Source organism: Psychrobacter sp. M4 (genome assembly GCF_055699795.1).
This window is the reverse complement of sequence record NZ_CM146740.1, coordinates 2166505-2184106: the sequence shown is the minus strand read 5'-3', so window position 1 is coordinate 2184106 and position 17602 is coordinate 2166505. Positions and strand designations below refer to the sequence as shown.

The following is a 17602-nucleotide window of genomic DNA, read 5'->3' as shown; positions in this document are numbered from 1 at the left end:
ACAATGGAAAAGTCAAAATCACACCGCGTACTGTTTTGTATTGGTATTAATCAGAATTTTATGAGTGCACCAGCTGAAGAGATGAAACACGTTTGGCAAGCTTTTAGTCAAATGATGCAAAGCGTTGATAGCTTGCCCGGGGTAGATATCTTAGGCATTATGGATGATGATTGTATTCAAGTCGGTCCTTCTGCAGACGCTCCCTGGACGGCTTATATCATGGCTGACGTACCCGATCTTGAAACGGTCATTGAGGCCTGTAATTTCTTTAGAACCATTCCAGTCGGCGATGGTACTTACAAGTTATGGAAATACTGCAAGGTTGAAGCCCGAATCGGCAGAAAACTGGTCGTTCCTGAAGACGCGATCAGTAAGTAACTTGGTAGACGACTTTGTAAATGATTTCATAAGTAAATCGCTAGATAATAAGTAAGCCACTAGATAAACAGGTACTTTGATGACCGAAGAAATTATATCAAGAGCAACCCTTGCCAGTCTTAATAAACGCATCTGGATGCTTGAGCAAGAAAGAGAAGTGCGCGCCTGTATGCAGCGCTATATGGCACTGTGTGATGTTTTAGATGTGGGCTTTGATCTGTCTTTACTCATGGATTTATTTACAGAGGATGCGGTTTGGCAAGGGGTTGGTAAGCGTTATCAAAAAACCTTTGGTGCTTATGAAGGTAAAGAAGCCATCGCAAAAATGTTTGAAAAGTATACGGTGCCGCCAGCGCATTTTGCATTAAACTCACATTTTCTCACCAATGAATTTATTAACGTTGCAGAAGAGACGGCTGATGGTACATGGTTATTACTGCAAACGGCAACGTTTCATGATGGACGCTCACAGCTAAGTAGCGCCAAACTGACGGTAAAGTTTAGCCTTGAAAAAGAGCAATGGAAAATCAAATATTTTCAAACGGAAAGCTTATTTAATCGACCTATGGACACCCCATGGGATGTGGATAAAGACTTACCCACACCGAATAAATAAGTAAAAATCTTTTAAATGGATATAAAACTAATTAAAGGAGATAGAGATGTTAAAGGAAAATCGAATCCAGTTTAGCGAATTTGTCGCTCCAGAAGGCGATAAAGTGCTATCAGAGATGTACACCGATGAGCAACTGTTTGAAAGAGAAATGGATGCCATTTTTAATAACACTTGGGTGTGGGTTGGGCACGAAAGCGAGATTGCGAACAAAGGCGATTACAAAACCGCGCGAGTCGGTAAGCATTCAGTGATCGTCTCACGCGACCGAAAAATGAATATCCATGTCTTGGTAAATCGTTGTCGTCACCGCGGTGCCACCCTTTGTGAAAAAAACAAAGGCAATGCACGTAGTTTCGTTTGTCCTTATCATGGTTGGGGCTACGGCCAAGATGGTACTTTGCGCGCCATTCCCAACCCTGATCCTTACGAGGGCGTGATAAACAAAGAAGATTTTCCGCTCATCAGTTTGCGTACCGAGTCTTATCAAGGGATGATTTTTGCCACCTTCAAAGAGGACATCGAACCGTTAGAAGACTTCTTAGGCGGCGCTAAAAAATGGATGGACTTGTTTATGAAACAAGGCGGCGGCTATCCGATTAAAACTTTAGGCTCGCACCGCTTTCGCTTCCCCGGTAACTGGAAGATTCAGCTAGAAAATACGACCGATGCTTATCATTTCCCAGTTATTCATAAATCCTTTATCTCCTCACTCGATGGCAACACAGCTGAGATTTTTGACTTTCTAGACGGTGATGGTTATGTCGAAGATTTAGGTAACGGCCATAGCGTTATGGTCATGATTCCTGACTTAGTGGACTTAGAGGAAGATCTTGATAAGCCAATTCCTGAGCGCTTTCAAGCTTTGGCAGATGAGCTAAAAAAAGAAGGTCGCAGTGATGAGGAGATCAAAAAACTGGTTCGCGCAGCAGGCGGTTCAGGATTTAATTTGAACTTATTTCCTAATGTTGCTTGTTCAATGGCGTTCTTTCGAGTTTTAGCGCCGATCTCTACCAATGAAACAGAGATTCACCATGTAGCCATTGGTGGCGATGGTGCGCCTGCCGCATTTAACCAAGTACGTATGCGCCTGCATGAGCATTTCCAAGGGCCGATGGGTTTTGGCACTCCCGATGATTCAGAAGCGTGGGAGCGCGTTCAAAGCGGTGCTAAAAACGGCAACGATGAATGGATCTTGGTCAATCGCGGTCAAGTGATGGCAGAAGAAAACGAGCTTGGTAATAGCTATAGCAGCGTCTGCTCGGAGGTTGGCATGAAAGCCGCTTACCGCCAGTGGCAAAAAATGATGCGTGCCGCTGAGATAGGAGAATAACGATGAATAACGAGATATATGTAAAAGTTGCCGCCTTTATCGATTTCGAGAACGACTTGTTAGACGCGCAGCAATATGATGAATGGCTTACCTTGTGGCAACCAGAGGGGATGTACATCGTGCCCATTGATTTGGAAAATGATGATTACGTCAACCAGCTCAACTATGCTTATGACAATGCCGCTATGCGCCGAATGCGAGTGGCACGTTTGAGCAGTGGCGAGTCTATCTCTGTTGAAGCTAATGGCGGCACTATTCGTCTGACTTCGCGTCTGCGGATATTTGAGGCGGATAATGATATGGTTAAAGCGCGCTGTGCCCTGCTAATCAATGAGAGTCGCCTTGGCAATAATCAGCAATTTGTGGGCAATGTTGAGTATCAGCTAGTGCCTAACGAAGAAACTTTTACGATACAACAAAAGATTGTCAAACTGATCAATGCTGAAGATTATCTGCGAGCAATTAGTTATATTCTATAAACCGGTTAAGAGAGAACCCTAATGAAAGACGTCGTTGTAATAACAGGTGCCGCTCAAGGCCTAGGCGCATGTATCGCCAAAGCACTGCTTGCTAACGGTTTTTGCGTAGCTATAACAGATATCAGTGAAAAAGATGCTGTTGCGACTGCAAAAAGACTTAGTAGTGGTAGTGATAATGATGATAATAGCGGCGACGTTGCTGGGTTTAAATTAGATGTCACCCAAAAATCGGATTTCGAGCAAACGTTAGCAGCTGTCGAAGCGCATTTCGGTCAAGTCAATGGTTTGGTTAACAATGCTGCCCTTACGTTAACAACTCCTGTTATGGAGGTAACTGCCGAGGAATTTGATAACGTTCTCAATGTTAATCTGCGTGGTACGTTGTTTGGTTGCCAAGTATTTGGCGCCTACCTTGCCCAAAAAGGCTATGGCCGAATAGTCAATATCGCCTCACTCGCTGGTCAAAACGGCGGCGCGGCGGCGGGCGTGCATTATTCTTCTAGCAAAGGTGGTATTTTAACCATGACTAAAGTGTTTGCCGGCAACTTAGCCGCCAACGGCGTCACCGTTAATGCGATCGCTCCGGGTCCCATGGATTTACCGATTGTGCATGAGCTGGTACCACCTGAGAAGCTTGAGCATTTATTAGAAAATGTGATTCCTGTTAAAGCATTAGGTAGTCCGGATTTTGTCGGCGGCATTGTCGCGCAGTTGATGCAGCGCGATGCGTTTGGCGTTACGGGGGCTACGTGGGATATCAATGGCGGCTTGTTTATGCGCTAACTTTAATCTTTAAGCCAATGAATGAGTAAGCGCAGGAAGTTTTTAAGCGCAAAAGACCTACAGGCAACTTTTAACCCTTCAATCAAATCTATAAGGGAATTTAAGAGATGATGAAAAATTTGATAACGGTAACGATTGCCGAACGACAAGCTTTATCTTCTGACACGATAGCATTGACTTTGGTGAAGCCAGATCGCTCGCTTTTGCCTAAGTTTGATGCAGGGGCGCACATTGATGTCCATATTAATGATCATACGATTCGCCAATATTCGCTTTGTAGCTCGCCAAGCGAGACCGGATTTTATCGCTTGGGTATCCTAAAAGATCCCAAATCTCGGGGCGGCTCGATCGCCATTCACGATGAGCTACAAGCGGGAGATACAATTACCATCACTGAACCCAATAATTTATTTCCTTTAGATATGACTGCAGAGCACAGTATCTTGGCAGGTGGGGGCATTGGTATTACGCCGATGGTCGCAATGGCGCATAGTCTTAAAGCTGCTGGCAAATCATTTGATTTACATTATTGCGTACGGGCGCACGAAAATGTAGCGTTTTTGGATGAATTACAACGGGAGTTTGGTGATGCTTTAAAGCTGCATTGTGATGATTTAGACGACGCGCAGCGCTTGAATCCAGCTGTAGATTTTGGTGAAGCTGCGCCTAATACACACCTTTATACTTGTGGTCCCTCAGGTTTCATGGATTGGGTGATGGATTCGGCAAGAGAGCTAGGTTTTGATGATAGCAACATACACTGCGAATATTTTAATGTAGAGATTGATAGTAGTGGTGAAGCGTTTACGGTGATTGCTGAGCAAAGCGGTAAAACCATTCCCGTATCAGAGAGTCAAACGATTGTCCAAGCATTAGCCGATGCTGGGATAAAAGTAGAGGTGTCTTGTGAGCAAGGAATATGCGGTACTTGTATTTGTGATGTTATCGAAGGCGTTCCTGACCATAGAGATCAGTTTTTAACCGATGAAGAAAAAGCCGATAACGATCAAATTGCAGTTTGCTGTTCACGTTCTAAGTCATCTACGCTGATTTTAGATATCTAATTTTGTTCATAATATAGAGATAATAATGTTGCTTGACTGTTATTATTAATTGGCTTCTAGGAGAACACCATGCCAACTTTTGAACCTAAAGCGCTGCGCCAAGTTTTTAGTCAGTTCCCGACCGGCGTTACGGTTATTACCACTCGCAACGCTGAAGGCGCACCGATAGGCATGACGGCCAGTAGTTTTAATTCAGTCTCTGTTGATCCTGCACTTATTTTGTGGAGTATTGACAAAGGCGCTTATAGCTTAGAGGCTTTCAAAGATTGTGATTATTTTGCCGTCAATATTTTAAGTGATCAGCAAATTGCGCTCTCAAACCGGTTTGCTGGACGCGGCGAAGATAAGTTTCATGGGTTTGAATATACCAATGGTTTAGGAGACAGTCCTTTATTGCCTGAAGCACTGGCACAGCTTCAATGTAAAAACTGGAGTATTTATGAAGGCGGTGACCATCTTATTATGGTAGGAGAAGTTATTGACTATAAGATCACTGAAAATGAGCGACCACTCGTTTTTTCTCAAGGGTCTTATGCACAAGCTAGCCCGCATTATGATTCATTAAATAATTCGTTAGATGCGAATCAAATGGAGACCATCGGCCAACGAGAGTTTTTGGATGATCACCTACTTTATTTACTAAGAGCAGCCTATAATCAGTTAAGCGAGGTTTTTTACCAGCGCCTAAATACGGCCACCGGAGTAAGTCCAGATATGTGGCGTATTTATGCTTGTCTTGCTGATGGCCAGCCTTTATCGTTAGATGTTTTGGAAGGTTTTGTCATGCAACCTAGAGATGCTTTGTTAGACACTTTAGCTAGTATCGGTTCCAACATACACTTCGACAATGAAACCGTTCAATTGACAGATAAAGGTATGCAAATAGCACAAAAATTATTAATGATTGAAAAGGAGTATAAACAAGAAGTGTCAAATCGTGTTGACGATAACAGTTATGCTGAGATGAAGAGAACCTTACGTAAGTTATTCTAAATACTTTTAATAAAATAATCATACACTGAGTATGGTTACACTCATTCTTTGTTTATTTTATGAAATTAATTTTAATCGTCAAAAGGAATTGATAATGAAATTAACGCCACTTTGTACGATCGGGGTGTTGGCCGTTGTTAGTCTATTGGGTTGTTCTAATCCATCTGACACTGATGATGATAGCGCCACTAATGCCGCGCAAGACACGACGACGTTGCGCTTTTCATACTATTGGCCTGCTACTTCCAATATGAGTAAAGAGGTATTTGAGCCTTGGGCTAAGCAAATAGAAACGGATTCTGATGGTCGTTTGAAGGTTGAATTATATCCTTCAGCCACACTTAGTAAGCCTGAGGTTACCTATGATGCTGCGGTAAAAGGAACGGTTGATATTGGTTCTCAGGCTCATGGTTTCACCAGTGGTCGTTTTCCCTTAACTCAAATTGCAGAGCTTCCGGGTCTATCCAGCTCAGCCACACAAATGGGCTGTATCCTGCAAACTCTTTACGATGAAGGCAGTATTGCCAGTGAGTATGAAGATTCACACCTCCTGTTTATGTATGGTGCTGGACCTGGCGCGCTTCATAGTACCAATAAGCTGATCCAGACTCCTGAAGATATGCAAGGTATGCGGATACGTCATCCTTCATCGGTGGCCGCAAACATTATTGAGAGTATGGGAGCGTCGCCTGTAGGGTTACCGGTTAATGATGTGTATACGTCTTTGCAGCGCGGCGTTATTGAAGGGTTAAGTCTACCTTGGGGCGCGATAGATACTTTTAAAATTGGTGAGATTACAAAATATCACACCAATATACCTTTTTATAGCTCTGCTGCAATGGTGACTATGAACAAGGATAAATATGAGCGTCTACCTGATGACTTAAAGCGAATTATTGATAATAATTCAGGGATGGCGCTTGCTAAAAAGGTGGGTGAAATTCTTGATGCAGAAGATAAAAGCGCGGTACAAAATGCGAAAGATTCAGGCCATGAAATTATAGAAATTCCGGACCCCTTAAATGATCCCGACTGGAGAGATCCTTTGGAAAATGGCACGCAAAAGTATCTTGCCGACGTTAATGCTCTAGGTTTAGATGCTGATGGGGTTTATGAAAAAGCTAAAGCTGCCAGTGCGGCTTGTAGAGTTTAACAAAACACTTTTAGAGTTGTAAATCCTTCCTTTATTTAGCTGTTCAGCTAACATACCCTATTACCTTATTTTTGATAATGCTAAGTACATTGTTAAACAACACTAATAGACTGCTTTCAACTCCTTCTAAAAGCAAGAGTTTGCTATAATTATAGATATTCTGTTTGCAGGATAGGCACCAATTTTTACTTTAATTGGTGCCTTAAATCTAGCATAATTCAGACCATCGAATATAAGTAAAGCTATATTGCGGTTTAATTTATCCTTATTAACCGAGCAAACCATGTCATCAAACAACGCTGTAATAACTAATAAGAATCAAAGTGGCATTCAGTCTCTTGAGATTGGGTTGTCAATACTAGATGTTCTCATAGATCGCAACGAACCTATGATGTTAAAAGATATCGCTCATGCAATGCAAATGCCTGCTGCAAAATCTCATCGTTACTTGGTTAGCCTTATTCGTAAGGGCTATGCTCGCCAGCTTGATGATGGACGTTATAGGCTTGGAGATCGGATTAGTGCCTTAGGATATACTGGAATCAGTCAAAATAATATCCTTGAGCGCTTAACTCAAGTCGCCAACGAGATCAAGAACACTCTAAACTGCGGAGTACAAATTGCCAAATGGTTCAGCGATGGTCCAATCGTTATTCAATTGGTTGAACCTGACAGTCCCATTAGCATCATTACTCGTATAGGCTCACGTATGCCATTGACAACTTCTGCGACGGGTAGGTTATTTGCCAGCTATCAGCCGGACACTATCATTAAGCCTTTGATATTTGCAGAATGGCAGAATAGTAATAATAGCCTACCTGCTCCTAAAAATAGTAAAACTGAGTTATCTGAGCAGTGGGATAATTTTATTAGATTACGGACCACAATTCGCAAGCAAGGCTATGCTACAGTAACGGGCGTTTTGCTAATGGGTATTAATGCCATTAGCATACCTATAATCTCATCTGCTACTACAAATACTACCAACGACAGTCTTTCTGCCAAGATTAAACCATTAGAATATGCGATTACAATCATTGGCACTACTGAACAACTGCCGACAAAAGAGCAATATCAAATGGCAAATCGAATATTGTCTATCGCCCAGCGTTATCAAATGGCCTAATTGTAGTTAAGCCATCTGATAATTAGAGCATTTGATCATCAATAAACTAGTAATCAAAAGTCTGATAACTAAATAAAAAAGTTTAACCTTACTGCTTACTAGTAGGCGATACCTCTACCACACCAACATCTTCAGCATAATCGTTATAATATGCAATTAGACTGTCTAATATACCCGGATATTGATCAGAGATATCAGTGGTTTCGCCTGGGTCTTGAGCCAGATTATACAGCTGCCATTGCTGCGTTGGTATATCACCATCATCTAGTCCTGAAAACCTATGGGTGTTCGCCAGTGCTTTGAAATCTCCAAAACGCACCGTTTTAGCGCCGTTCATTTCTAGCACCTCAGCTTCATAAGGACCTTGTGATTGAACGTTGGGCTGCATTAATTCCGGTATCAACGTTTCACCATCTAATGGCGCTTTGCCTTTAGGCGTCGTTTTTTGTACGCCAGTGATATCCAAAATAGTAGGCGCTAAATCCATCAGATTACTATATTTACCAGATACCATATCTTTAGGGATGTTAGGACCGCTAGCTATTAAAGGCGAGCGCATGCCGCCCTCAGAAGTATAACCTTTGAAAAGACCAAAAGGCATGTTAGACGCTTGTGCCCAGCCTAGTCCTTGCGACACATAGCTATCATAATTACCCATATTCTCAAGCGAGTTATCATGGTCGTTATTGACCCAGTCTTTCCAGCGCCCAGCGGTTTCGCGGTATTTACCAGCAGCGCCATTGTCTGAAAAGAAGAAGATATAAGTGTTATCCAGCTCACCTTTGGCTTCAAGATTAGCTAGGACTCTGCCAATATTGGTATCCATATTATCAATCATCGCTGCATAGATCTGCATACGCTTGATCTCTTTTTGTCTGTCCTCCTCGCTAAAGCTGTCCCATTCAGGATAGGCTACCATGGTCGGCTGCTTAGCAGACTCGGGAATAAAGTTTAGCTTTTTGGCATTCTCGAAACGCTGCTCGGCAAGCGCGCGTGGTCCGTCTTGATAATAGTTATTGTACTTTTCTATGTCTTCGCGCGGTGCTTGCAAAGGCGAATGCGGGGCGGTGAACTGTAGATAAGCAAAGAAAGGCTTGTCGTCTGGACGAGTATTTAAAGATTCCATCAGAAAATCAGCATAAGAGGTCGATGAGTAAAAATCATCGGGTAGCTCAGTAAGCTCGCCATTTAGGCGATAGGGCTGATCGCCATCAGGACCGTCTGGATAATTATCACGTTTATAATGATTACCATCACCTTTTAGATAGACAAAAGACTCATCAAAGCCCCAGTTGATAGGTGCGTCTTCCTCTTCAGTACCCAAATGCCATTTACCAGAGATTACCGTATAATAGCCCGCTTGCTGTAAGCGCTGTGCAATGGTCAGTGCTTTATCATTGAGATGACCGACATAATCAGGGTCCGCGTTTTGCTCAGGTGTATTGAATACAAATAAATTACCTAAGCCGACTTCATGCGGATCTGAACCCGTCAAAAAAGCGGCTCTTGAAGGAGCAGAGTAGGGCGTCACCGAAAAATCAGTAAAGCTTACACCGTTTTCTGCTAGCATTTGAAGATTGGGAGTTTGGATCTCGCCGCCATAAGGAGAGATGTCCGAAAACCCCAAATCGTCAGCCATAATAACTAGAACGTTAGGCGGTTTTTGGTTGTCAGTATTAGAAACAAGATCAGTAGCAGTAGCTGCATGACCCGCCGACATTCCGGTCAGTACTACCCCTGAGCCTATCATTAGTTTATGATTAAAAACACTCATTACTTACATCCTTATATTATGTTAAGTCAGTTTAAATCCATTGGTAGTGGTATCTTGAAAATAGTGATTTATAAATTAGCTATAAATCACTATCTATAAGGTTATTGAAGAGGCAGTACTACCCAAGCAACGTCAGGGAGATCGCCGGGAAAGCGACTAGAATAGCCAGCCGTATAAAGTCCGAGACAATGAACGGTGCCACCCCCCGAAACATCTCACTAAGCTTAATATGCGGCGCCACCGCCTTAATCACAAAGATATTCATCCCCATCGGCGGCGTAATCAGTCCCAGCTCCACCGTCAATACCGCCACAATCCCAAACCAGACCGGATCAAACCCTAAGGCAAGAATAATAGGGAACACCACCGGAATGGTAATCACCAGCATCGCTAAGGCATCCATAAACAAACCCAAAAGGAAGTACATCAGCAAGATTGCCAGTAGCACCACCATCGGACTGACCGCCAATCCCCCAATCCAGGACGCTAGGGAATACGACAGACGCGACACCGAGATAAAGTAGCCCAGCGCTTCTGCACCTAAGAGCATAAAGAACACCACCGCTGACAACGCCAAGGTCTCAACCAACGACTGCTTTAAACCTTGCAGGCGCATCCCTTTGGCTGCGGCATACGCCCATGAGGCAAACGCACCCACTGCTGCGCCTTCGGTTGGAGTAAACAGACCAAAGAAGATACCAGCGATGATAATCACAAAGATAAAACCAAAGGGAATCAGACCGGTCAAGGATAATATCTTCGCTTTCCAGGAGGTCTTCTCGCCGCGCTGCGCCAAATGCGGCTTCCAGCGCACCATGATCATCACGGTTAAAGAGTACATGACCATGCCAAGGATACCGGGCAAGAAGCCGGCGATAAACATATCGCCCACCGACTGCTCGGTTAAGATGGCATAGACCAGTAGGGCAATACTGGGCGGGATCATAATACCCAAAGTACCACCCGCGGCTAAGATACCGCAGGCAAAGCCGGGCTTGTAGCCGTACTTCTCCATCTGCGGCAAGGCTACCCTTGTCATAGTTGAGGCGGTGGCTAAGGACGACCCTGAGATGGAGGCAAAGATACCGGAGGAGCCGATACCGGCAATCCCCAAGCTGCCTCTGACCCCGCCAAAGATGGTACGGGTGGAGTCAAACAGTTTACCGGCCATACCGGAGTGGGTGGCAAACACCCCCATCAAAATAAATAAAGGTATGGCACTAAAGTCGTATTTGGCAAGGACATCTACGGGGATGTCTTTGAGCATCTGCAGGGCGCCATCAGGGGTGGTGACGGCACCAAAACCCACTAGACCGACGCTAAGCATGGCAAGCGCCACTGGGACGCGAACCACGACGAGTATAATCATGACCAATAGGCCAATGGCTCCGATAATTTCTGGACTCATGCGCCGGTCTCCTCGGCGTCATAGAATTCGCCTGTTTTAAAGATGTTGATGGATTCGATCAAAGAGCGAATGGCAAGCAAAACGCTCAGTACTGAACTGATAAGATAGATGGGCATCATGGAGATGCGCAAATCTTGGGTAACTTTGCCAAATTCCATGGCGTCTATGGCACTTTCATACAGACCCCAGGCAAAAACAATGCCCAGTAAGAAAAAGCCCATCATAAAGACGCCCATCATGTAGCCTTTGACGGCTTTGGACATCTTTTGGGTGAAGACGTCGACGATGATTTGCGAGCGCTCGACATAGGCGGCAAAGGCGGCTAGTAGGGCAAAGAGCATAAAGTAGGAGACGATCTCAACGCTACCTTTGACGGTAAAGCCAATCTCGCCGCCGGTAAGCTTGAAGATGTAACGGGCGACAACATCAAGAATGGTGACCAAGACAATGATAACCAGACTGATGCCGCCGATGAATTGACACACTCGGGAGATGAGGGTGCTGAGGCTAACCATAGCGCTCATAAGGGGTTCCTCTAATAAGTTAGACTTTGCAGGCGGCGCTCGCGGCTTTTACTTGCTCGTAAACCGCTTCACCGTCCAAACCTTTTTCTGCAACTTCATTAAGATATCTTTGAGTGCCATCGAGTAGAGGCTCTCTCCAATCAGGATCATTCAAAGGATCAGGGATATCGATCATCGTATCGCCTCTAGCGCGAGCTGCAGCCATAACTTCGGCATTGCTATCATCAAAGATCTTGGCGATACGAGTGGACACCTCTATTCCGGAATTATCGTCGATAACCTTTTTAAGGTCGTCAGGTAGACTGTTGTATTTGTCCTTATTCATAGACATTACAATCGTGGAGTTATAAAAGGGAATATTGGTATGAGTATTGAGCATCTCATCGAGACGAAAAGCCTGAATAGGTTGCCACGTGACGGCCATGCCATCGATGACGCCGCGCTGCAATGAAGTATAAACATCACCCATAGGCAGACCAATAGGAGCTGCATCTAGAGCATCGATAACGTGGCTTGCAACCACAGAGGGCTGGCGGATACGCATACCTTTCATATCTTCAGGCTTGCGAATAGGTGTGTCCACAGTATGCAGTGCACCTTGTCCTGTGCCCATTAAAGATATGAGATGGGTATCGGCGTATTCATCTGAGATGACACCATCATCATAGAGCTTATATAGGATGCAGGTTTGCTGCTGTCCGGTGTTAGATATACCGGGCAGCTCTACTATTTGTGTGAGTGGGAAACGCCCAGCGGTATAACCTTGTACTTGCATACCGATATCGATAGTCCCTTTAGCAGACGCGTCATAAGTAGCGCCTGCCTCACTTAAGGTGGAGGAGGGATAGATCTCAACTTTTAGGCGACCATTTGACTCCTCTTCAATCTTTTGCGCCCAAGGCTCAAAGCCTTCGGTATTGATATTGTCAGTGGCCGTCAGAAAGTGAGAAAATCTAAGCGTAGTGACTTCATCTGAACCACCGTTGGTAGCGGTTTGCTCATTAGACCTCTTGCGAAAGTCACAGGCTATTCTCGAAGTTAACAATACCAGCAAACAGCTTCATTCTTAGATCATAGCGCTTACGTCTGTTTCGATAGCGTTCAGCTATGATTTTAAACAATTTAATTAAACCTATTTTGTGCTCGACTAGAATACGAAACTTAGCTAGATAGTGATTGGCTTGTTTTGCAATCTCGATGAGTCGGCTACCTTTAGGTTTCTTAAATGGTATAAAGGTTCGCTTATGTAGCTTAGCTATGCCTTGATAGCCACTGTCTGCCATGAAGCAAGTATTTTTAGGTAGCCATTTTGGAGACGTCTCTTTATATAATCTAAAGTCATGTACTGAGCCTTTGGAGGTTTGAACATCAAGTATCAGACCCGTTTTCCAATGTACAATAAGCTGTGCTTTTAAGGTATGTCGCTTCTTTTTTCCACTGTAGTAGTCGCTTTGGTTTTTTTTGGACGCTCAATGGGAGTCTCAGTAGCATCGATTATAACCGCTGACCAATTGACGTCTTCACCATTGCCGCGTGGTAATTTTCTTGGTAAGTCAAACTGACCTGAGTTTATCAGAACGTTTTCTACTTTATGAACAATGCGACTGGCAGATGATTCATGAATACCAAAGTCTATGCCAATATGATAAAGCGTTCGATATTCGCGCCAATAAGTTAGTGCTAGCAGTATTTGTGCCTCTAAACTAAGATCACTGGGACGTCCTGACTTAGTCTTAGAGGATTCATGATCTTGCATAGCCTCAAGCATTGCTTGAAAGGTAGTTTTATGAATACCAGTGTAGCGCTTAAAACCTGCATCACTTTGTTTGAGTAGTTTGGTTATGTCTGGCATATTTGTTAAACCATTAAAGTTCAATGATATACGTTGTGTCTTAAAACTACTTTTGCAAGAGGTCTATTATTAGAGCAACCCGCTAAGGTCATGCCGAACACAGCAATTACAGTAGCCAAAGTGATTCTAGTAGAGGGCTTATGTTTGTAGAGCTTAGTTTTACAAAGCCTAGTTTCACAAAGTTTGGTTTTCATCATAGAATCCTTTCCTGATGGGTGATCTTTAGTGGTCGAATATCTACGCAAAAACATAGCGCTACATTTATAATTATTCGACCTTGGTTCTTGGATTAAACTTTACAGCCAACACTAGCGGCTTTTACTTGCTCATAAACGCCTTCACCGTCAAGACCAAGCTCTGCTAATTCGTCAAGATAACTTTGCGTGCCTTGTAATAATGGCTCTCTCCAATTAGGATCATTCAAAGGATCAGGAATATCGATCATGGTATCGCCTTTCTCCCGAGCGGCTGCCATCGCGGCTTCATTACTTTCGTCAAAGATTCTGGCGATACGAGTTGACATCTCTATGCCTGAGTTGTCATCGATAACCTTTTGAAGATCTTCAGGAAGGCTTTCGTACTTATCCTTATTCATGGTCACTACAAAGGTTGAGTTATAAAAAGGGATATTGGTATGATGATTAAGTAGCTCATCAAGACGGAAGGCTTGAATAGGCTGCCAAGTAAAGGCTAGGCCATCAATGACGCCGCGTTGTACTGAGGTGTAAGTATCACTAGCAGGCATACCGACAGGAGCGGCACCAATAGCATCGATGACGTGAGTGGCAACTACAGAAGGCTGACGAATACGCAGACCTTTCATATCCTCTGGGGTACGAATAGGCTGATCAGTGGTGTGTAGCGCGCCCTGTCCTGAGCCCATTAACGATAACAGATGTGTGTCTTCATATTCGTCAGAGATCGCACCGTTATTATATAGCTCATACAAGATACACGTTTGCTCTTCAGCAGTGTTAGAGATGCCCGGTAGCTCCACAACTTGAGTCAAAGGAAAACGCCCAGCAGTATAACCCTGTACTTGCATACCAATATCAACAGTACCTTTGGCAGCAGCATCATAAGTGGCACCGGGTTTACTCAAGGTAGCAGAAGGATAAATCTCAACTTTTAGGCGACCATTTGAGTCCTCTTCAATCTTGCGCGCCCAAGGCTCAAAACCTTCGGTATTGATATTGTCGTTAGCGGTCATAAAGTGAGAGAATCTAAGAGTCGTAACCTCATCTGCGCCGCCATCGGCTGAAGCGGCTTGATCGTTATTGGAGCAAGCTGACAATGCCAGTCCAGAGAGGGTCATTACCGTAGCTAGTGATATTGAAGTAGATAGTTTAGTTTTCATCCTAGAGTCCTTTCTTGATGGTTGGTTTTTATCGTCATGCTTGATAGTCATATGATTGAGGTCAATTAATCCTCAAACATTAAAGCTTGATTAATTATGGTAATAAAGCTCTCTTTGTGACTTAACTTTGTCACTTAAAATGTTCGCATTTAATACTGTCAACTTTACTAAAAACAGTTCACGCTATTAACAAAACAACTTTAACACTATATTTAGCCAGCATAATCGCCGTAGTCATGCCTATGAGACCGGCACCAACTATGGTAACGGTCTGGTCGTCGGATTGGATATCCTGTTGACTATAAAAATAGGGATAGACTTGATAGTCAAAATACAATGACTGCCTAGGCATTTGTGACGGAATATGCATGTTTAAAGTCCTTTTAAACGGCTGCAGAAGTTTTTAAAGTATCGCTAGTAATACAGCTTATTCACCTATAGGTACATGCTTTTTAGCTTCCTCAAGCTCATCGGCATGCAAAAACTGCGTATGCGCGGGGGCACGCTTGGTGCGTGACCATTCATCGAGCATATCGTGCTTCATCTCTTCGGTGATCATAGAGATCTTTGATTCTGCTGCAGAATCGTCGTAGGTCAGCTCTAAACGATGACCATTAGGATCAAAGAAATAAATGGAGTGGAAAATACCATGATTGGTAACCCCAACGATATCAATGCCAGCTGACTCTAGATGCTCTTTGGCAGCCATGAGCTCGTCACGATCTTTTACTTTAAGCGCTAAATGCTGAACCCAACTTGGAGTGTTGGGATCAAACCCCATCTCAGGCTGATTAGGTACTTCGAAAAATGCTAAGACATTACCATTGCCTGAGTCCAAAAATACATGCATATAAGGATCAAAAGCTTTGGTAGATGGCACATGATCTTCAGCAAAAGCTAGCACGAAATCCATGTTTAAATGTTTTTGGTACCATTCCACTGTTTCTTTAGCGTCTTTACAGCGGTAAGCCACATGATGAATTTTTTCTATTTTAAAGCTCATATCAATATCCTTTTGATAGGGCGTAAAACTTTGAGCTGATTCTAAAGCTATTAAGAGTTACTGTTATTAAGAGTTACCAAAAATCACTCTAGTCATCTAACTCAAATAGAAAAACTATCGTTATGAACCATTATTGACGATAGTAGTTGATCGTCTTACGCCTGTTTTATACAAAATTTATGTGTCGAAATTAAAATCTAAGGCAGGTAGTACTTTACCGCGTACTTCACCAAAGCCAACACGGACACCGTCTTTTTCGCTATAACCTTTCATAATAACGGTATCGCCATCTTCGATAAAGGTGCGGGTCTCACCGCTCTTAAGCTCAACAGGTTTGGTCGCATTCCAAGCAATCTCCAGCATCGAGCCATAAGAGTCAGGCGTTGGACCTGAGATAGTGCCAGAACCCATCATATCACCGACTTCTACCTTACAACCTGTAATGGTGTGATGAGCCAATTGCTGCGCCATCGACCAATACATATATTTAAAGTTGGTTTCACCAATGACCGTAGCGCTATCATCATTCTCTGCCAGCAGCTCCACTGAGAGATTGATATCAAAGCTGCTATCAGATTTTGTCTCCCGTAGATAAGCCAGTGGCTTTGGATCTTGCGTGGGCAGCTCAGTTTTAAAAGGCGCTAGCGCATCCATAGTAACGATCCAAGGAGAGATCTCAGAGGCAAAAGTTTTGGCATTAAAAGGTCCTAACGGGACATATTCCCACTTTTGAATATCGCGTGCTGACCAATCATTAAATAACACCATACCAAAGATATGATCCCAAGCATCCTCGACAGCTATAGGCTCACCAATCTTGTTAGGTTTACCGACAATAAAGGCAGTCTCAAGCTCGAAGTCAAGGCGCTTACAAGGGGCAAAAATAGGCCGCTCATCAGGATTGGGCTTAAGCTGACCTGAGGGGCGAATAATATCTGTTGAACCGGTTACAAAGACTGTACTGGCGCGACCATTATAGCCGACTGGCATCTCTTTCCAGTTGGGCAGTAGGGCATTGTTGGGGTCACGAAATAGAGTACCAACGTTGGTTGCATGCTCTTTAGAGGAATAAAAATCAGTATAGCCTGGCACATGGACAGGCAAATGCATAGTTACGTCCGCTTGCTTAAATAGAGCTTTTTTCTGCAAGTCTTGATTGTCACGTAAAGCATCGTTGTCAGCAGAAAGCAAAGACTGAATGGCTTTACGCGCATGAGTCCAATTGTCCCGACCAGAATCAATAAAGGCATTTAGCGTGGGCTGATCAAAATAGCTACCACCGTCTATTTTGAGCAAACCTTCTTTTTCAAGAACAGATAAATCCAAGACATGTTCACCAATAGCTACACCAGCACGGCGCGTGCCATCAGCAGTTTCACTAAAGATGCCATAAGGCAGATTATGAATGGAGAAGTCAGAATCGGACGCAATGTCGATAAATGATGAAAGGTTGGTGTCAATCGTTGACATAATAGCTCCTTGCTTAAGTAAGACGGATTAAAATAAGATGAATTATTACGGTATAGTTAATCTGTTTCTTATAATGTAATTTATAGTGAATTAGATTGCAAGAATTTTATACCTTTTGATGTGATTATATGAATATATACTATAAGGTAACAGTTATAAATTATATTTATATGTCGTTTAAATGGTTGACTCGTGCTTATAATCATTTGGTCTTATTATTAAAGTATAAATTGGGCATTTAATAAAGATCTAAAACTGGTTATTATTGATTTATAATGTTTCCCACACCATC

General features: G+C 43.3%; 18 protein-coding genes and 1 pseudogene. 9 read left to right on the top strand and 10 right to left on the bottom strand.

Annotation, left to right across the window (positions count from 1 at the left end; genetic code table 11):
• Positions 1-3 precede the first annotated feature (3 nt).
• The 9 genes from ACR63N_RS08980 to ACR63N_RS08940 all read left to right on the top strand — a co-directional run bounded on the left by ACR63N_RS08980 (position 4) and on the right by ACR63N_RS08940 (position 7922).
• The gene (locus ACR63N_RS08980; RefSeq protein WP_367104151.1) at positions 4-378 is read left to right on the top strand and encodes an IacB protein; all 375 of its coding nucleotides are present in this window, start codon (positions 4-6) and stop codon (positions 376-378) included.
• A 79-nt stretch (positions 379-457) separates the two neighbouring features.
• Positions 458-994, top strand: coding sequence for a nuclear transport factor 2 family protein (locus ACR63N_RS08975; RefSeq protein ID WP_472781893.1), 537 nt, complete (start codon positions 458-460; stop codon positions 992-994).
• A gap of 46 nt (positions 995-1040) precedes the next feature.
• Positions 1041-2324: an aromatic ring-hydroxylating oxygenase subunit alpha gene (locus tag ACR63N_RS08970; RefSeq protein WP_367104153.1), complete on the top strand. Its 1284-nt coding sequence runs from the start codon at positions 1041-1043 to the stop codon at positions 2322-2324.
• 2 nt (positions 2325-2326) lie between these two features.
• On the top strand, positions 2327-2803 hold the full coding sequence (locus ACR63N_RS08965; RefSeq protein WP_367104154.1) for an aromatic-ring-hydroxylating dioxygenase subunit beta: 477 nt from the start codon (positions 2327-2329) through the stop codon (positions 2801-2803).
• A 21-nt stretch (positions 2804-2824) separates the two neighbouring features.
• A complete protein-coding gene (locus ACR63N_RS08960) occupies positions 2825-3586 on the top strand; it encodes an SDR family NAD(P)-dependent oxidoreductase (RefSeq protein WP_367104155.1) in 762 nt (253 codons plus the stop codon).
• 110 nt (positions 3587-3696) lie between these two features.
• Positions 3697-4650, top strand: a complete 954-nt coding sequence (locus ACR63N_RS08955; RefSeq protein ID WP_472782731.1) for a PDR/VanB family oxidoreductase — start codon at positions 3697-3699, stop codon at positions 4648-4650.
• A 69-nt stretch (positions 4651-4719) separates the two neighbouring features.
• Positions 4720-5643 (top strand): flavin reductase family protein, encoded by a 924-nt coding sequence (locus ACR63N_RS08950; protein ID WP_367104157.1) that lies wholly within the window; start codon positions 4720-4722, stop codon positions 5641-5643.
• A 94-nt stretch (positions 5644-5737) separates the two neighbouring features.
• A complete protein-coding gene (locus ACR63N_RS08945) occupies positions 5738-6796 on the top strand; it encodes a TRAP transporter substrate-binding protein (protein WP_472781892.1) in 1059 nt (352 codons plus the stop codon).
• A 283-nt stretch (positions 6797-7079) separates the two neighbouring features.
• Positions 7080-7922 carry an IclR family transcriptional regulator gene (locus ACR63N_RS08940; RefSeq protein WP_472781891.1) on the top strand — a complete coding sequence of 281 codons (843 nt, stop codon included), beginning with the start codon at positions 7080-7082 and terminating at the stop codon, positions 7920-7922.
• A gap of 88 nt (positions 7923-8010) precedes the next feature.
• Here ACR63N_RS08940 and ACR63N_RS08935 read toward each other — a convergent pair whose 3' ends face one another.
• The 10 genes and pseudogenes from ACR63N_RS08935 to fahA all read right to left on the bottom strand — a co-directional run bounded on the left by ACR63N_RS08935 (position 8011) and on the right by fahA (position 17310).
• Positions 8011-9696: an arylsulfatase gene (locus ACR63N_RS08935; protein WP_472781890.1), complete on the bottom strand. Its 1686-nt coding sequence runs from the start codon at positions 9694-9696 to the stop codon at positions 8011-8013.
• A gap of 118 nt (positions 9697-9814) precedes the next feature.
• Positions 9815-11104 (bottom strand): TRAP transporter large permease, encoded by a 1290-nt coding sequence (locus ACR63N_RS08930; protein ID WP_298523247.1) that lies wholly within the window; start codon positions 11102-11104, stop codon positions 9815-9817.
• Positions 11101-11589 carry a TRAP transporter small permease gene (locus ACR63N_RS08925; protein ID WP_472781889.1) on the bottom strand — a complete coding sequence of 163 codons (489 nt, stop codon included), beginning with the start codon at positions 11587-11589 and terminating at the stop codon, positions 11101-11103. The genes ACR63N_RS08930 and ACR63N_RS08925 overlap by 4 nt, the downstream gene beginning before the upstream one ends.
• Before the next feature lie 58 nt (positions 11590-11647).
• Entirely contained in the window at positions 11648-12682 is a 1035-nt protein-coding gene (locus tag ACR63N_RS08920; protein ID WP_472781888.1) for a TRAP transporter substrate-binding protein, read from the bottom strand.
• Positions 12648-13031: pseudogene (locus tag ACR63N_RS08915) on the bottom strand (transposase family protein); the annotation flags it as partial. The gene ACR63N_RS08920 and the pseudogene ACR63N_RS08915, both read right to left, overlap by 35 nt.
• Before the next feature lie 8 nt (positions 13032-13039).
• Entirely contained in the window at positions 13040-13480 is a 441-nt protein-coding gene (locus tag ACR63N_RS08910) for a transposase family protein (RefSeq protein ID WP_367105914.1), read from the bottom strand.
• Positions 13481-13769: 289 nt separating this feature from the next.
• A complete protein-coding gene (locus tag ACR63N_RS08905; protein WP_472781887.1) occupies positions 13770-14837 on the bottom strand; it encodes a TRAP transporter substrate-binding protein in 1068 nt (355 codons plus the stop codon).
• A 178-nt stretch (positions 14838-15015) separates the two neighbouring features.
• Complete coding sequence (locus ACR63N_RS08900) at positions 15016-15207, bottom strand: hypothetical protein (RefSeq protein ID WP_367107547.1); 192 nt, start codon at positions 15205-15207, stop codon at positions 15016-15018.
• A gap of 57 nt (positions 15208-15264) precedes the next feature.
• Complete coding sequence (locus ACR63N_RS08895) at positions 15265-15840, bottom strand: VOC family protein (RefSeq protein WP_367104183.1); 576 nt, start codon at positions 15838-15840, stop codon at positions 15265-15267.
• Between the two features lie 177 nt (positions 15841-16017).
• Positions 16018-17310, bottom strand: coding sequence for a fumarylacetoacetase (fahA, locus tag ACR63N_RS08890; RefSeq protein WP_367107546.1), 1293 nt, complete (start codon positions 17308-17310; stop codon positions 16018-16020).
• Positions 17311-17602: the final 292 nt, after the last annotated feature.

What these genes read in the sequence shown, in the direction of transcription:
- ACR63N_RS08950 (WP_367104157.1), top strand. Translation starts at nt 4,720, where the DNA reads ATGCCAACTTTTGAACCTAAAGCGCTGCGCCAAGTTTTTAGTCAGTTC.
- ACR63N_RS08955 (WP_472782731.1), top strand. Translation starts at nt 3,697, where the DNA reads ATGAAAAATTTGATAACGGTAACGATTGCCGAACGACAAGCTTTATCT.
- fahA (WP_367107546.1), bottom strand. Translation starts at nt 17,310, where the DNA reads ATGTCAACGATTGACACCAACCTTTCATCATTTATCGACATTGCGTCC.
- ACR63N_RS08930 (WP_298523247.1), bottom strand. Translation starts at nt 11,104, where the DNA reads ATGAGTCCAGAAATTATCGGAGCCATTGGCCTATTGGTCATGATTATA.
- ACR63N_RS08895 (WP_367104183.1), bottom strand. Translation starts at nt 15,840, where the DNA reads ATGAGCTTTAAAATAGAAAAAATTCATCATGTGGCTTACCGCTGTAAA.
- ACR63N_RS08960 (WP_367104155.1), top strand. Translation starts at nt 2,825, where the DNA reads ATGAAAGACGTCGTTGTAATAACAGGTGCCGCTCAAGGCCTAGGCGCA.
- ACR63N_RS08975 (WP_472781893.1), top strand. Translation starts at nt 458, where the DNA reads ATGACCGAAGAAATTATATCAAGAGCAACCCTTGCCAGTCTTAATAAA.
- ACR63N_RS08900 (WP_367107547.1), bottom strand. Translation starts at nt 15,207, where the DNA reads ATGCATATTCCGTCACAAATGCCTAGGCAGTCATTGTATTTTGACTAT.
- ACR63N_RS08965 (WP_367104154.1), top strand. Translation starts at nt 2,327, where the DNA reads ATGAATAACGAGATATATGTAAAAGTTGCCGCCTTTATCGATTTCGAG.
- ACR63N_RS08940 (WP_472781891.1), top strand. Translation starts at nt 7,080, where the DNA reads ATGTCATCAAACAACGCTGTAATAACTAATAAGAATCAAAGTGGCATT.
- ACR63N_RS08905 (WP_472781887.1), bottom strand. Translation starts at nt 14,837, where the DNA reads ATGAAAACTAAACTATCTACTTCAATATCACTAGCTACGGTAATGACC.
- ACR63N_RS08945 (WP_472781892.1), top strand. Translation starts at nt 5,738, where the DNA reads ATGAAATTAACGCCACTTTGTACGATCGGGGTGTTGGCCGTTGTTAGT.
- ACR63N_RS08935 (WP_472781890.1), bottom strand. Translation starts at nt 9,696, where the DNA reads ATGAGTGTTTTTAATCATAAACTAATGATAGGCTCAGGGGTAGTACTG.
- ACR63N_RS08980 (WP_367104151.1), top strand. Translation starts at nt 4, where the DNA reads ATGGAAAAGTCAAAATCACACCGCGTACTGTTTTGTATTGGTATTAAT.
- ACR63N_RS08910 (WP_367105914.1), bottom strand. Translation starts at nt 13,480, where the DNA reads ATGCCAGACATAACCAAACTACTCAAACAAAGTGATGCAGGTTTTAAG.
- ACR63N_RS08970 (WP_367104153.1), top strand. Translation starts at nt 1,041, where the DNA reads ATGTTAAAGGAAAATCGAATCCAGTTTAGCGAATTTGTCGCTCCAGAA.